Source organism: Albirhodobacter sp. R86504 (assembly GCF_042466415.1).
Lineage (GTDB): Bacteria > Pseudomonadota > Alphaproteobacteria > Rhodobacterales > Rhodobacteraceae > Albirhodobacter.
The window spans coordinates 370,001-384,402 of the sequence record NZ_JAXHCH010000001.1; the positions used below are offsets into that span (position 1 = coordinate 370,001).

General features: G+C 60.0%; 11 protein-coding genes, 1 tRNA gene, 2 rRNA genes and 1 pseudogene (1 of these 15 cut by a window edge). 5 read left to right on the plus strand and 10 right to left on the minus strand.

Annotated elements, in window-relative coordinates:
• The 3 genes from SJY32_RS01695 to SJY32_RS01705 form a co-directional block, all read left to right on the plus strand.
• Positions 1-1,521 (plus strand): 23S ribosomal RNA (locus SJY32_RS01695); it begins 1,314 nt to the left of the window's first position.
• 82 nt (positions 1,522-1,603) lie between these two features.
• Positions 1,604-1,718: ribosomal RNA gene (gene rrf, locus SJY32_RS01700) — 5S ribosomal RNA — on the plus strand.
• A gap of 94 nt (positions 1,719-1,812) precedes the next feature.
• Positions 1,813-1,889, plus strand: a tRNA-Met gene (locus SJY32_RS01705).
• Here SJY32_RS01705 and SJY32_RS01710 read toward each other — a convergent pair.
• From SJY32_RS01710 to SJY32_RS01725, 4 genes are all read right to left on the minus strand, one after another.
• Positions 1,846-3,555, minus strand: coding sequence for a recombinase family protein (locus SJY32_RS01710; RefSeq protein ID WP_376871038.1), 1,710 nt, complete (start codon positions 3,553-3,555; stop codon positions 1,846-1,848). The two genes, SJY32_RS01705 and SJY32_RS01710, sit on opposite strands and share 44 nt — an antisense overlap.
• A gap of 630 nt (positions 3,556-4,185) precedes the next feature.
• Entirely contained in the window at positions 4,186-6,396 is a 2,211-nt protein-coding gene (locus tag SJY32_RS01715) for an AAA family ATPase (protein WP_376870840.1), read from the minus strand.
• 327 nt (positions 6,397-6,723) lie between these two features.
• Positions 6,724-7,719 (minus strand): hypothetical protein, encoded by a 996-nt coding sequence (locus SJY32_RS01720; protein ID WP_376870843.1) that lies wholly within the window; start codon positions 7,717-7,719, stop codon positions 6,724-6,726.
• 139 nt (positions 7,720-7,858) lie between these two features.
• Positions 7,859-8,383, minus strand: coding sequence for a hypothetical protein (locus tag SJY32_RS01725; RefSeq protein ID WP_376870845.1), 525 nt, complete (start codon positions 8,381-8,383; stop codon positions 7,859-7,861).
• A gap of 121 nt (positions 8,384-8,504) precedes the next feature.
• Here SJY32_RS01725 and SJY32_RS01730 point away from each other — a divergent pair, with 121 nt between their 5' ends.
• On the plus strand, positions 8,505-8,672 hold the full coding sequence (locus SJY32_RS01730; protein ID WP_376870847.1) for a ribbon-helix-helix protein, CopG family: 168 nt from the start codon (positions 8,505-8,507) through the stop codon (positions 8,670-8,672).
• Between the two features lie 217 nt (positions 8,673-8,889).
• Here SJY32_RS01730 and SJY32_RS01735 read toward each other — a convergent pair whose 3' ends face one another.
• From SJY32_RS01735 to SJY32_RS01760, 6 genes and pseudogenes are all read right to left on the minus strand, one after another.
• Complete coding sequence (locus SJY32_RS01735) at positions 8,890-9,231, minus strand: hypothetical protein (RefSeq protein ID WP_376870849.1); 342 nt, start codon at positions 9,229-9,231, stop codon at positions 8,890-8,892.
• Positions 9,186-10,814 (minus strand): IS66 family transposase, encoded by a 1,629-nt coding sequence (locus SJY32_RS01740; RefSeq protein WP_376870851.1) that lies wholly within the window; start codon positions 10,812-10,814, stop codon positions 9,186-9,188. The genes SJY32_RS01735 and SJY32_RS01740 overlap by 46 nt, the downstream gene beginning before the upstream one ends.
• Before the next feature lie 62 nt (positions 10,815-10,876).
• On the minus strand, positions 10,877-11,224 hold the full coding sequence (gene tnpB / locus SJY32_RS01745; protein WP_376870854.1) for an IS66 family insertion sequence element accessory protein TnpB: 348 nt from the start codon (positions 11,222-11,224) through the stop codon (positions 10,877-10,879).
• Positions 11,221-11,604, minus strand: a complete 384-nt coding sequence (locus SJY32_RS01750; RefSeq protein ID WP_376870856.1) for a transposase — start codon at positions 11,602-11,604, stop codon at positions 11,221-11,223. Before SJY32_RS01750 ends, tnpB begins: the two co-directional genes overlap by 4 nt.
• 285 nt (positions 11,605-11,889) lie before the next feature.
• A complete protein-coding gene (locus SJY32_RS01755) occupies positions 11,890-12,474 on the minus strand; it encodes a hypothetical protein (protein WP_376870859.1) in 585 nt (194 codons plus the stop codon).
• Positions 12,475-12,553: 79 nt separating this feature from the next.
• Positions 12,554-13,741: pseudogene (locus SJY32_RS01760) on the minus strand (IS3 family transposase).
• Positions 13,742-14,141: 400 nt separating this feature from the next.
• On the opposite strand from SJY32_RS01760, the gene SJY32_RS01765 reads away from it, so the two are divergent.
• Positions 14,142-14,327, plus strand: a complete 186-nt coding sequence (locus SJY32_RS01765; RefSeq protein ID WP_376870862.1) for a hypothetical protein — start codon at positions 14,142-14,144, stop codon at positions 14,325-14,327.
• Positions 14,328-14,402 lie beyond the last annotated feature (75 nt).

A 14,402-nucleotide genomic window follows, 5' to 3' on the forward strand; every position in this document is an offset into this window, starting at 1 on the left:
GAGTGATCAGAAGTGAGAATGTTGACATGAGTAGCGACAAAGAGGGTGAGAGACCCTCTCGCCGAAAGTCCAAGGGTTCCTGCTTAAAGCTAATCTGAGCAGGGTAAGCCGGCCCCTAAGGCGAGGCCGAAAGGCGTAGTCGATGGGAACCAGGTTAATATTCCTGGGCCAGGAGATGGTGACGGATCCCGAGTGTAGTTCCTCCTTATCGGATTGGAGGGGCTGCTTAGGGGTTCCTGGAAATAGCCCTCCGCAAGACCGTACCCTAAACCGACACAGGTGGACAGGTAGAGTATACCAAGGCGCTTGAGAGAACCACGTTTAAGGAACTCGGCAAAATGCCTCCGTAAGTTCGCGAGAAGGAGGCCCTATTCGGACGCAAGTCTGGGTAGGGGGCACAAACTAGGGGGTGGCGACTGTTTACTTAAAACACAGGGCTGTGCGAAGCCGTAAGGCGACGTATACAGTCTGACGCCTGCCCGGTGCTGGAAGGTTAAAAGGAGGGGTGCAAGCTCTGAATTGAAGCCCCAGTAAACGGCGGCCGTAACTATAACGGTCCTAAGGTAGCGAAATTCCTTGTCGGGTAAGTTCCGACCTGCACGAATGGCGTAACGATCTCCCCGCTGTCTCAAACGTGGACTCAGCGAAATTGAACTGTGTGTCAAGATGCACACTACCCGCGGTTAGACGGAAAGACCCCATGCACCTTTACTATAGCTTCGCACTGGCATCAGGATTGTGATGTGCAGGATAGGTGGTAGGCTTTGAAGCAGAAACGCCAGTTTCTGTGGAGCCTCCCTTGAGATACCACCCTTCGCACTCTTGATGTCTAACCGCGGTCCGTTATCCGGATCCGGGACCCTGCGTGGTGGGTAGTTTGACTGGGGCGGTCGCCTCCCAAAGAGTAACGGAGGCGCGCGAAGGTAGGCTCAGAGCGGTCGGAAATCGCTCGTTGAGTGCAATGGCAGAAGCCTGCCTGACTGCAAGTCTGACAAGACGAGCAGAGACGAAAGTCGGTCATAGTGATCCGGTGGTCCCGAGTGGAAGGGCCATCGCTCAACGGATAAAAGGTACGCTGGGGATAACAGGCTGATGATGCCCAAGAGTCCATATCGACGGCATCGTTTGGCACCTCGATGTCGGCTCATCTCATCCTGGGGCTGGAGCAGGTCCCAAGGGTACGGCTGTTCGCCGTTTAAAGAGGTACGTGAGCTGGGTTTAGAACGTCGTGAGACAGTTCGGTCCCTATCTGCCGTGGGTGTAGGATACTTGAGAAGAGTTGCCCCTAGTACGAGAGGACCGGGGTGAACGGACCACTGGTGGACCAGTTATCGTGCCAACGGTAGTGCTGGGTAGCTATGTCCGGACAGGATAACCGCTGAAGGCATCTAAGCGGGAAGCCCCCTTCAAAACTAGGTATCCCTTGAGGGCCGTGGAAGACCACCACGTCGATAGGCCAGAGATGTAAGTGCAGCAATGCATTCAGTTGACTGGTACTAATTGCCCGATAGGCTTGATTTGATCCAGTAGAAGATAAACTCTACGATCAACAAGTATACACAATAAACGTCAGTGACTTGACTTGGACATGGTTCTTTCTCGGTTTGGTGGTCATAGCGCGAGCAAAACACCCGGCTCCATTCCGAACCCGGCAGTTAAGTGCCGTCGCGCCAATGGTACTGCGTCTTAAGACGTGGGAGAGTAGGTCACCGCCAAACCTAGTAAGAACCAAGATATTCTCTCAAACGATACTCAAAAAACCCCAAAAGCTTAACCGCCCAAGGGGCTAACGTGCAACAAATCGCACACCGTCGCGGGATGGAGCAGCCCGGTAGCTCGTCAGGCTCATAACCTGAAGGTCGTAGGTTCAAATCCTACTCCCGCAACCATCGTTTCCGACCCAGCCCGTGCAAAAAGCGCGGGTTTTGTCGTATCTGCCTCCCCCAATGCCAAAATCCCCGCCAATTCCCCCGCAAGTTCAATGCGATGACCGTTCGGCGCGTCCACATCGGGGATCATACGCACCTCCGAAATCAGCCCGCGCAGCGCTTCCGTCGCCTCCATCTTAAGGCCTGGGTCTTGCAACGCCGATGACAGGTTGCGGATTTTGGTGCGGTAGAGGTCCGACAAGCTCGGATGCAGCCGCAGGGCAGGGGGCTCCGGGGTCGTTTCGAGAAGGCTGCTCAGCGTCGCCTTCTCGGATTTGAGTGTCGCCAGCCTATCCTTCATGCTCGGTTGATAAAGCCCATCCTCGATGGCCGCCATGATGCCACTGATCTTCTTCTCTACCTGAGCCAGATCGCGTTGAGCCTGTTTGTGCGCGGCTACGGCCTCCGCCGCCGTCGCGTTGAACGCCAGACGGTATGCCTCAACGAACGTGCTGATCAGATCGGGATGCAGAAGGCGGTCGCGCAGGCCTGTCAGGACACGGTCCTCGACGATCTCCCGTTCAATCGTCGCGCGGTTGGTGCAGATCGCCGCGCCCCTGTTGCGCGCGCCCGCGCAGCCATAGCGGGTTTTATTGATCAGCGTATAGCTGGCGCCGCAACAATCACATTTGAGCAAGCCTGAAAACAGATAGCCGGGGCGCTTCGCCCGCTCTAGCCGCAAGCGGCCATCTTTAACACCGGCCGGGTTCATCTCGGCCCGGATCGCGCCTTGCCGATCTTTGACCCGGTGCCACAGGTCATCCTCGATGATGCGGAGGTCTTCGACATCCTCGATCACCCAGTCTTGTGGCGGGTTCGGGCGTGCCTGACGCTTGCCGGTGGTTGGGTCCTTCACGAACCTTTGCCGGTTCCAGATCAGGCGGCCGATATAGAGCTCATTATTGAGGATACCTGTGCCCCGTTTCCAGTTGCCGGAAATCGTCGAAGGGCCCCATGTGCCATCCCCTTTGCCCGCATCGGGGGCGCTGATGCCTTCGGCATTGAGCTGAGCAGCCATTGCTCGGGCGGAAAGCCCTGAGGCATAGCCTTCGAAGATCCGGCGGATGATGGTTGCTTCTTCGGCGATGATCTCCCGCTCGCCGGTGGTCACGGTGCCATCGGCGAGCATGGTCTTTACGGCACGGTAGCCATAGCTGATCCCGCCTGCCGATTTGCCGTCCCGCACCCGGCCTTCGAGCCCGCGATGCGTCTTTTGCGCGAGGTTCTTCAGAAACAGCGCCGACATCGTGCCGCCAAGGCCGATGTGCATCTCATTGATCTCGCCTTCGGCCTTGGTGAAGATCTTCACATCGTGAAAGCCCATCCGCTTGTGCAGCGCGGCGATATGCTCCTGATCGCGCGACAACCGGTCGAGCGCTTCGGCCACGATAATATCGAATGCGCCGTTCATTGCGGCTTGCTGCATCGCCTGAAATCCCGGCCGCAGATGCGTGGCACCGCTCATCGCCTCATCTGCAAAGGTCTCCACGACCTCCCAGCCGTTATCCGCACAAACCCTGCTGCACAGGCGGGCCTGATCCTGGATCGAGGCTGCGGATTGCAGATCGGTGGAATAGCGGGCGTAGATCGCGGCCCTCGGTTTTGATCCCTGTCGCAAGGCGGTCATGACGGTCTCATTTTTTGTTGGGGCGTTGGGCGGCAATATCCTTCCGTGCGGCCTCGCGCGCCAGAAGGCGAACGAGTTCGACGAGGGCAGGATGCGGTGGCGCGTCGTTCTGCGCAACAGTTTTGGCAAGCGCGGTGTTCGGGGGGGCTGCGCAAGCGGGGGCCGCTGCCGGTTTGGCCGCGTCCTTCCGTTTGGCAATATCCCTCATATCCCGTGCCATCGGCCGAGTGCTCCCCTGCGCTCAAAAGCCATGCTCTTGAGCGGTCTAAGTTGATGAATTGTGCGGGAAGTGTCCCGTTGCTTGTGGTCATCAGTATACCTCGGGGGAGTGTAGGGTTGGCGCGCGAATTGCTGGCTTTGCCGGCGAAACGGACGGATTTTGTGGATAACCTACCCCTGGCGGGGCCATTTTGGCGGCCGGAGCGGCGTGCTGTCGGACGGCGGCGTTGGATAAAATATTACCCGGAGGGAGTTATCTGTAGTTTGGCTGACTCCATCGGCGAAGGAAGTTTGCGTCGAGCGGTAGGGGGGGGATGGGCGGTCTTCGGCGCCATCCAAAGGGCGGAGGGCGTTGCGGGTGACTCCCCGCGCGGGCGCTGCTGATGAGCGCCCGCGCGGCGGTGTTGACGGCTACGGGATGGCCACCATCTCGACCTTCGCGAGCCAGTGGTTTGCTTCGACCTCATCCAGATCCCGCGTGTTGAGCAGCGCTTTGGCCATCTGCTCCAGCAGCGCGCGGTTTGTGGAGAGGATCGAGAGGGCCTGCGCTTCGGCCTCCTCAATATGGGCGCGAATGCGGGCATAGACCGGTGTTGACAGCAGTTGTGCTGTGCGGGTCTCACCCAGCCAGACGGGGCCGAAGTCGCCCAGCCCCAATTGCGTGTGAAGCGCGATGGCCAGCTCTGTCGCCTTTGCGAGATCTGTTTGATCGCCGCCGCCCGAACCGGAGGAGACCTCGCCTAGGATCAGCTGTTCGGCGGCGCGCCCTGCCATGGTCTGGGTGAGGGCGGCCATGTGATCGCGCAGCAAAATCTGTGCGCGGGTCTGGTGCCAGTCGACGAGGCCCCCGCCGGCGCGGTGCAGGGCGATACGCTGGACGGTGCCGAGGCTGAGCGCCTTGATTGCAATCGCGTGCCCGCATTCATGCAGCGCCACCCGCCAATCCAGCCTTGGATCATCCTGCGGCTTGAGCGCGTCTTGGAGATCCTGCAGCGTCAATGCGCGCTTGGCCCCGCGCGCGTTGGTGCGGCATTGCCGGATTGTGGCGTCGACATCGGCGGCGCTCAGGCCCACCGACAGAGTGGCGAGGCCACGAAGATGTGCCTCTGGCCAGTCCTGCAGGTGACGTTTGAGCACGCCTAGCAAGGCTTCGGCCCTCGGGAGCGGCAGTTCGATTTTGAGGTCGAACCGCCCCGCACGCAGGACAGCCGGATCGATCTGGTGCAGGTGGTTGCAGGTGCCGATCACGATCACCCCTTCCTCGCGTGCGACCCGATCCATCTCCGCCAAGAACGTGTTGATCACTTGCCGGTGATAGAGCTGATTGCGCCGGTCAGGGGCTTCGCGCGAGCCGACGGAGTCGATCTCGTCGATGATCAGCACCGCAGGCGTGTTGCTGCGGGCCTCAGCGAAGGTGTCGCGCATTGCGCTGAGCATATCGCCGAGATGTCCGCGCGATTGCCATTCCCCGAAGCTCCCCGTCACCACGGTGAAACCGGCACTGTTGCCGATGGCTTGCGCGAGCCAGATTTTGCCGGTGCCCGGGGGGCCATACAGGATGAGCGAGCGGCTCAGCGCGTGCCAGGAGATCTCTCCGGCGCGCCAATCGCGCAGATCCCGCGCCAGTTGATGCGCGGCGCGCAGGGCGGGGCCATTGCCGGTGAAGTCGTCGAGCTTGGGCGCATTGCTGATGGGTTTTGGCTCTGCGCTGGCGGTGTTTGCAAGGCGCTCCGCTACCTTGCGCGCGGTGGGGGCGCGCAGCGCGAGCGCGATGCGTGTTGGATCGGCCTTTGCGAGATGCGCCTCCTCTGGCAGGGCCGCCCGGACGGCCAGCTCGTCAATCCGGCCCGTGGCGGAATGCGTTGCCCGCATCAGGGCAATCAGCACGTCCGGCGTGATCGGCGCGAGCTGGAGCGTATGGGTTGTGTCCGGCGTCAGCATCGGCGGGCGCGTTACCATAGGCGGCAGGGCGATGAGGATCGGCATCGCGAGGTCGATCACGGAGGCGATATTGGCGTTCAAGCCATGCGTCATCGCGCCGCCTTCCAGCCCCTGCAGCGCGATTGAGCAGAGATAGTTCGCCTTTGCCTGTGCTCTCGCATTGGTGCCCAGTGACCAGCCTTGCGGCAAAAGATGCCTCAGCGCGTCTTGCAGCAGATCGAGATCCCCCTCGGGCACGCCCTCAATCACCGTGATCGCGCCATCTTTGAGGCGCGCAGCCAGAGCGCTTGCCGATACGAAACTTGCCGCCAAGCGGATCAGCAGCAGGAGTTTGCGCGTCGGCAAGCGGACAGCGGGCTGGCTGCGGCCGTGCTCATCCGTTGCGGCAGGATCGTCCCCCGCTTGCGCGATTGCGTCCCTCAGCGCGTCGGGCAGGTGCTGCACATGATAGCCCGCATTCAACAGCTCCAGCGGTGTCGCGAATGTCTCTGCGGAGGCCTTCTGCGTTGAGGTCTCGAAGGCGAAGTCTTCCGTGAGGTCGTCGAGCGTTTGCAGCGAGGGGCTGGTTGCTGCCTTCTGCATCCGGCGGATGGATTGGGCGGCAAAGGACCACCAGTCCGGCCGGATAGGGGCAGGGGCGGAGACGGTTGTAGTGCTGAGGATGTGCGGTGTTTGGGTCATGGCGGATCTCTAAAGTAAGGGGCGGCGCGCGGCGCGTGCCAGCTCGGCGAGGTTTGGGATGGATGCGTAGGGATGTTTTGAGGCCCAGCCGGATAAAATCTGGCTGGGGAGCGATGAGATCATTCAGCTTTTTGCGAAACTTCCGGATAGGAATGGCCACGTTCTTAGCGGGACGATGTGTCGCCGATTATCCGGAAAAGATGTCGTCGGCGATCCGGTAGCGCGCAGCTATGGCTGGTTCCCGGATTCTCCGGTTGAGCGGCTTCCGGTTGCGTGTCCGATCTTCCGGATGCCGGCGCATATGACCAACCGCAGTCTCGTCTCCGGTTACCGCGATGTGCGGCTCCGCTTGCGGGGAGATTTGCGCGCCGGAGCTTGTCCCGCTGTCGCGGTGACGCGGCTCTCGATGCGGTCGAGCATTTGCTGCAGGACGGGCAAAATCTGTGGGCGATAGATCTCGGAGACAACATTCATCAGCGCGCTGAACTCCTCCGCTGGGACGATCTCGGCGGCATGCGTGCGGCGCAGATCGGCATGGGCGCGTTTCTCAATGGCGCAGGCATCGTGGCCGGTGGGCATCGCGACCACGCGCAAAACCTCCACTTGCGCCGATTTGGGCAGGCCCAGCTGGTGGCGATGCCGTTTGGCGGGATGCGCGCTATAGCCCAGCTTGAGGAAGTGTTGGTCCTCAAACCGGATATCCAGCAGGTAGAGGAAGGAGGGTTTGGACGTCCAGCTTTGCCCGCAAGCGGCACAATCGCATTGGCCCCAGCGCATGTTCGTCACCGCGATGCGTTGCTGATGCCCGCAGCTATGTTGATAGTGCCGGTAATTGGCGTTGCCATCGGGATCGGGGCCGAGGCGCGTCCAGTTGAAGCGCCGCGCTTCCGCCGCTTCGCGCGCGGTCAGGCAGGTCTCGCACCGCGCGGCGACCAAGCCCCGCGCGACCCGATCGACAAAGGCGAATTGGCGGCGGCTCTCGTGGCCGCAGGGCAGGCGGTAATGTCCGTAATGGCGATTGTTTTGATCGCGTCCGAGCCAGCCCAGTCCGGCAGACAGGGCCGTTTGGCGCCACCGCCGCTCAATGCAGTGGTGGCACAGCGGCTGATTGTTCATCACGACAAAATGCCGTGTGACGTTGATGCCGCTGCACATATGGCAGCGCAGCGCGAGATGCAGGTGATCCTTCACCCGCGCGATCAGATCAAAGCCTTTGGCTTTTGCCGCCGCGGCCCAATGGGCGTGGAGCGCGCCGTGATAGAGGGGCGGCAGGGCCGCGTTCTGTTCAAGCGCAGGCGCTTGGGGGATAAAAAGAGGATTCATGGAAAAGTCTCCTGAGGGGATTGAACAATCACAGGCCAATGGAGCGCAGCCCTGCGGATGCGGCGCCATAAGCGGTGGGTGCAATCAAGGATGGGGAGAGGGCAGGGCGCGCAGCCGCGCCTCTGGGGCGCTGGCGCGGTCAAGCGACGGGCGCGAGATCCATCGGTTCAGAAACTGTGAATTCGACGTCAATCACGTCGCTATGCTCGGCAAGCTGTGCCAGCGCGTTGAGCTGCGCCTTTGCCGCGTCAATCATCAGGCGGAGGCGACGCGCAACCGGATCCTCTCCGGGGCAGGCAAACAGATCCGCGTGCTGATCCACGCTCTTGAGAAGTTTGAAGAAGCTCGCCGAGGTCTCGCAGTCGATTAGCAGCCGCGTCACCATTCCCATCCGCCGCAGCGGCACATCCAGCGCCCGGGTCAGCCGCGTGTCGCGCAGCCTGTCCAGCGCCGCAAACATCGCAACGCGGTTGCGCTCCGCATCAACCACCCAGCTGTCCACCGCCGGATCAAAGCTGTCGATATGCTCAAGGTCGCGCTCGGAGTCGATGTAAGCCGACAGCGCCTGCAACATCGCCATGAACGCGCGCGTCACCGGCGTATGCGTGAAGCTCGTCGGCGCTTTCGGAATGAAATACCCGGTGCTATAGAAATGATTAGCCATAATTGATCTCCTAAGGATCGATGTGGTTAGGGCGGAGACGAGAGAGTAGGATCTCTTGCTTCTGCCCGATCAATATGCAATTATACCATTACGATGTCAACATCATAATGGTATAATTCTAATGGCCCCACCAAAAAAAGATACGGAAGCGCTCACGCTGCGCCTTCCTCGTGAACTCATAGACGCGATTGATGATCGTCGTCGCGTAGAGACGGACGTTCCTACGCGACCTGAAATGATCCGCCGCGCTCTCGTGCAGTGGCTGGAACTGACTGGCTCAGGCACCTGAAAAATTAGGCTGATTGGCGCAGCACGCGTTATCCACATTTAAATTGCCCTGACCGCAGGATTGTATTTGCGGGGCGCTTTATGTGGATAAGCGCTGAAACAGGCCATTCGCTGTTTTGAATAATCGAACATCTGAACACAGATAGACACCAGTCGATCTGTGAAAGGATGTGAAAGATGATGAAAGACGGAGCAGATCCGGTGTAACCAACCGGTTGCTACCGCGGTGACTGGGCCTTGATGCGAGCGACGAGGTCTTCGTCGTCGACGAAGTCGTCGAGGAATGTATGCCAGGTTTCGGTCGTTACGCGCGCGTCCCTGAGCATATCTTTCAGTTCATCGATACCGTCATCGGTCAAGGCGGTGATAGTCTCGTCTGGGCCGGTATAGACGCTGATGATTGCCCCATAGCTCAGATTGTCGTCCTTGTAGACGATGGCCTCCAGAAGCTCGGGGTCTTCACCCAGCATCTTGGTGACATGGTCGAGGGTGCAGACGTGGCTGACGATTGCCATCAGGCGGCCTCCGCCTGAGGCGTGGTCAGCGGCGACCAGTTCCATGGCAACAGATCATTGATCCGATTGATCTTATGATCGTGGATGCGGGCCAGTATGTCGGCGAGGTAGGCCTGCGGATTGAGGCCGTTCATCTTGGCGGTCTCGATGATGGTCATGGCGCGGGCCAGCGTTTCAGCGCCGGTGTCGGCCCCTGCGAAGAGCCAGTTTTTCCGGCCGATGCCGATCGGGCGCAGGGCACGTTCGGCCGGATTGTTGTCGACGGCCACCCGGCCGTCTTCGAGGAAGAGACTGAAGGCGCCCCGTCGGCTGAGCCCATAGCGAAACGCCTTGGCCAGATCACCCTTGCCGGGGATCAGCGAGAGCTGCTGCTCTGACCAGGCGAAGAAGGCCGCAACCTTCGGGGCGCTGAGCTTCTGGCGGGCGGCGAGACGGATTTCGGCCGAACAGCCGTTGATCTCCCGCTCGATGTCATAGAGCGCGCCGATGCGGTCGAGCGCCTCGCGGGCAATTGCGGATTTCGTCTTGCCCCATTCATCATGGAAGTCGCGCCGAAGGTGAGCCCAGCAGGCGGCCTCCCGCAGACGGGGCGTCCCGTCAGGGTCCGGGCCGTATAGCTTGGCATAGCCCTTGTATCCGTCGGCCTGCAGAATGCCGCGGGTCTGGGCGAGATGGCGATGGACGTGTTCTTCCTTCCAGTCCGGCGCGAAGGCATAGACCGCGCCGGGTGGCGACGTGCCTGCCCAAGGGCGTTGATCCCGGACATAGGTCCAGATCCGGCCCTTCTTCACGCCCTTGACCAGCCCCTTGTCGCGCTGAGACCGGTCCAGCACCCGGATCGGTGTATCATCGGCATGCAGCAGGTTGCTGACCATGACATCCGCCTCGATCCTTTCGATCAGCGGCTGGAGCACCTTCATGGCGCGGCCGCACCAGTCGACCAGCGTGCTGTCGGGGATATCGGCCCCCATGCGCGCAAAGATCTCGTGCTGGCGATAGAGGGGAAGGTGATCGTCGAACTTGGAGACAAGGATGTGGGCCAGCAGGCCAGCACCGGCCATGCTGCCCGGGATGGGCCGACTGGGCGCAGGCACCTGCACCATGCGCTCGCAGCGGCGGCAGGATTTCTTGGGGCGGGTAATCTGGACGACCTTCAGTTGCGCCGCGATCAGATCCAGCATCTCGCTGACATCCTCACCCACCATCCGCAGGTCGCCGCCGCAATCGGGGCAGCAGCTGCCAGGGTCGAGCTCCTGCCGCTCGCGCGGCGTGCTGTCCGAGACCCGGGGTCGACGGCGGGATGGGCGATCGGCGACCTCGCCGGCGACAGCCGTTTCCAGCGCGCCCTTGTCCTGGCCGTCCTCCATGAGCGCCGTCTCGCTCTCGGCCGCGGCGATCAGCAGATCCTCCAGTGCCAGCTCCAGCTGCTCGATCTCGCGTTCGATCTTTTCCGAGGACTGGCCGAAGACCTGCTTCTTCAGCTTGGCGATGCGCAACCGCAGGGTCTGGATCAGCGCGTCATGGGCGCGCAACGTGGCCGAGATCTTCGCGTTCTCCGCCTGCAAGGCCGCGACCAGCGCCTTCAGAAGCGCCGGATCATCAGGAAGAGTTTGGGCCGCTTTCGACATGCGCCCTGATACCACAAGGCCCCAAGAAAGACCATAAAAACAAGGCGTTTCAACGCCATTTCTTAGCCTACGCGAGCCGGTGGCGCACCCCAGTCCGGCCTGCGCCAGTCAATCCCTTCCCAGAGCATGGCGAGTTGCGCCGAAGTCAGCCGCGCTGCGCCGTCACCGCGCGCGGGCCACGGAAAGCGGCCCTTCTCCAGCACCTTATAGTAGAGGCAAAACCCCTGACCGTCCCAATGAAGCAGCTTCAGCCTGTCGCCCCGACGCCCGCGGAACGCGAAGACCGCACCACTGGTGGGCTTCTGCCGCAGGTGATCCTGCGCCAAGGCCGCCAGGCCTGCGATCCCCTTCCTCATGTCGGTCACGCCGCAGGCCAGATAAACTCGAACCCCGGTGCCCGGCCCGATCATGCGGTTTCTACAATGCGGATCAGACGCGTCAGCGTGCCCGTATCCAGAGCCGGGTCGAAGCGCAGGCAGCGGCCATTGGCCAGTTGCAATTCGATGTTGGAAGGGGGCGCCGCCGCCGGCTCTACACTCGGCGCAGGCACGGCAAGATCTGCCGGCATCTCCAGCTCCACCGGCAGGAACAGGGCCTCCGGAAACGCCGAAAGCAACCCCTTCCTCTTCATCTCGTGCCGCCAAGAATAGATCTGCTGGCGCGTCACATCATGCCGCTGCGCAACCTGCGTCACCGTCGCGCCGTCCGCCCCAACCGACAATACGATCTCGAGCTTCGCCTCGTCGCTCCACCGCCGTCGCCGTTCCAGTCCCAGAATATCGCCACGCATCGCAAACCCCGCATAAGACACGTCGCAAACGACGTCGCTATGAACGTGCCATATCAGATCAGCGAAAATTCAGGCAGGCGGTGGCAATCGGGCGGTTACGATCCTGTGCGCCGGAAGCGCGAAAAGATCTCGCGGAAAAGGCGGGGAATTGTTGAGTGCCGGCCGCGGATGTGCCCGTTATGCGGCTGATTGCTGAGGGAATGCGCCACGACCGTTCATCCTATTGATCATTGCCGCAAAGCAGCTTTGCCAAAGCCGACACAAATCAATATTGTGGTAAGCTTCTCATTTTCTTGCGCTGTGCCGTTCATAGATCTTCTTCGTTGCAAAGTAATCTCCTTGTTGCACTTTACTAGAAGTAAATTTCTCACCCGCAACTCTCAATCTCACCACTAAATAGAGGTCACTGCCTACAGCATTCGAAATCTTCTCAAGATCTCCGGTCGAACAGCATGTAGTCACGGCGAAATTCGAACCAAGTCCTCGTAACCGCGCAGGAAACCACTCTTCCAGCCAAAACTTCCAGTAAGCGATTGTTTCGTGACCAAACGTGAACGCTACTTGATCGGTGAAAGGTTCAGCAATGTGCGAAAAGCCATTGATTTTAAATTTCGGTTCAACATAGCCACGCATACAGAGCTCTGCTTGCCAGCGACCAGTTCCTCGAGGGTAAACTCTCTCGACCAATTTATTACCGCCTGTTCTGATTATATGACCAAAAAGCTCCCTTAGCTGTCCCTGATGCTCTTCCTCTGAAACGACGATACATTCCCAATCGATGTCAATTCCACGTTCATCAGACCGAAGCGGTCCACTGGCAAATAGCGGGACTTCACCGGGAAGCTTCCATTCGTTCAAGAAACGCTGCAAAACGGCATCACTTAGTTCTGCGCCTGAAATATTGAGGTCGGCAAATGGTCTGCCCCCACCGAGTGGTCCAGTTTGAATGTTAGTGCATGGTCGGCCTCTGGTCTATCGGGACGATGCTTTTGGGCGCTGGCGGACGGTACCCTAAGGCGCTGTGAGGTCTGACGGTGTTGTAGTGACGACGCCATCTCTCGATCAGGACCTGGGCCTCGCGCAATGTGGTGAAGACCTCGCCGTTCAAAAGTTCGTCCCGGAACCGTGCGTTGAAGCTCTCGCAATAGCCGTTTTCCCATGGTGAACCCGGCGCGATGAAGGCGGTTTTCGCGCCTACAGCTCCGATCCATGCCCTCACCTTCTTGGCGATAAATTCGACGCCATTGTCGGACCTTATGTATTCCGGCGGTCCGCGGAGAATGAACAGGTCGGTCAATGCGTCGACCACGTCTGTAGAATTCAGCTTGCGTTTGACACGGATCACCAGAGCCTCCTTCGTGAACTCCCTCTCGGCATTTGCTGCGCAAAAGCCTGCCAGGCAGCGCATCGATGATATTTAGCGTGCGGAAGATCCGCCCGTCATGGGTTCGGTCTTGGACGAAGTCGTAGGACCAGACATGGTTCGGACGCTCCGGCCGCAGCCGCACGCAAGAACCGTCATTCAGCCAAAGCCGACACTTCTTAGGTTGTTTTTGCGGGACTTTCAGCCCCTCCCGCCGCCAGATCCGTTCGACCCTTTTATGGTTCACATGCCAGCCGCTGTTGTTCAGCATTCCAGTGATCATGCGATACCCATAGCGTCCGAACTCTTCTGTCAGCGCGATGATGTCCTCGGTCAGCCGTTCTTCGTCGGGCAGACCGATGGGCACCTTGCGCTGGGTCGAGCGATGCTGTCCCAAGGTGCGGCAAACTCGGCGCTTTGATACGCTGAGAGTCTGCCGCACATGGTCGATACATCGACGACGGCGGGAAGGGCTTAGAAGTTTCGCTGACGCTGACCTTCGGTTCCCCGGGCGGCCTCGGTCAGGATCATCTTGTCCAGCGTCAGATCTGATACGGCGCGCCTCAGCCGGATATTCTCTGTCTCCAACTCCTTAAGCCGTTTGAGCTGATCCCGACTCATACCGCCATACTGCTTGCGCCAGCGGTAATAGGTCTGCTGCGTCACGCCGATCTGGCGCACCGCCTCTGCAATCCCCATGCCTTGTCCTTGCAGCACTTCAATCTGCCGCAGCTTCAGCACGATCTCTTCGGGTTTGTCTCTCTTTCCAGCCATCTCTGGTCCTCCTGAAATGGGATCATACTATCCCAGTTGGTGGACCAATTCAGTGGGGGCACTCCACACACAAATGCCGTCGGGGGGCGGTTACATCATCAACGCCAATATGCCCCTATCGACCATTCTCTCTCGTGCCACAATGCCAAGGCATGATCATGTTATACACGCACCCGCCGGTAGGGGGCTGGACGGCAACGGCCCCATCTATTCACGAATTCGGTTGCTCACACACCCTCATAGGATTGCGTGATGTCGAGAGACTGATCTGTGCTAGCGAGCGCGTCGGCGCGCGCGTCTATACTGCGCCGATATCTTACCAAAAATTGATTGCGCTAAAGATGTCATCCGAGAGGTGGCAAGGGTTTGGTGCGACGCGTTTGGCCGGAAAGGTCTCCCTATGAACTGGACTCTTATTGAAACGAAATGGACCGAAATGGCGCGTCGTGTGCGCCCTGATTGGGCTGTGACAAAGTGCCAGCGCGGAGGATCCACGCCGCAAGATACGATCCCTGCGGATAACACTGCTGCGCGGGTTGATCTGCAAGGTACGAAAGCCGCCGATGAGGCGCACCTCGTCGAATGAGGAGTGGCCGCACCCCGCGACACTGGGCCCGCCGAATGATGCCGATTTTCCATGGACACAGCCGGAAGCCTCAAC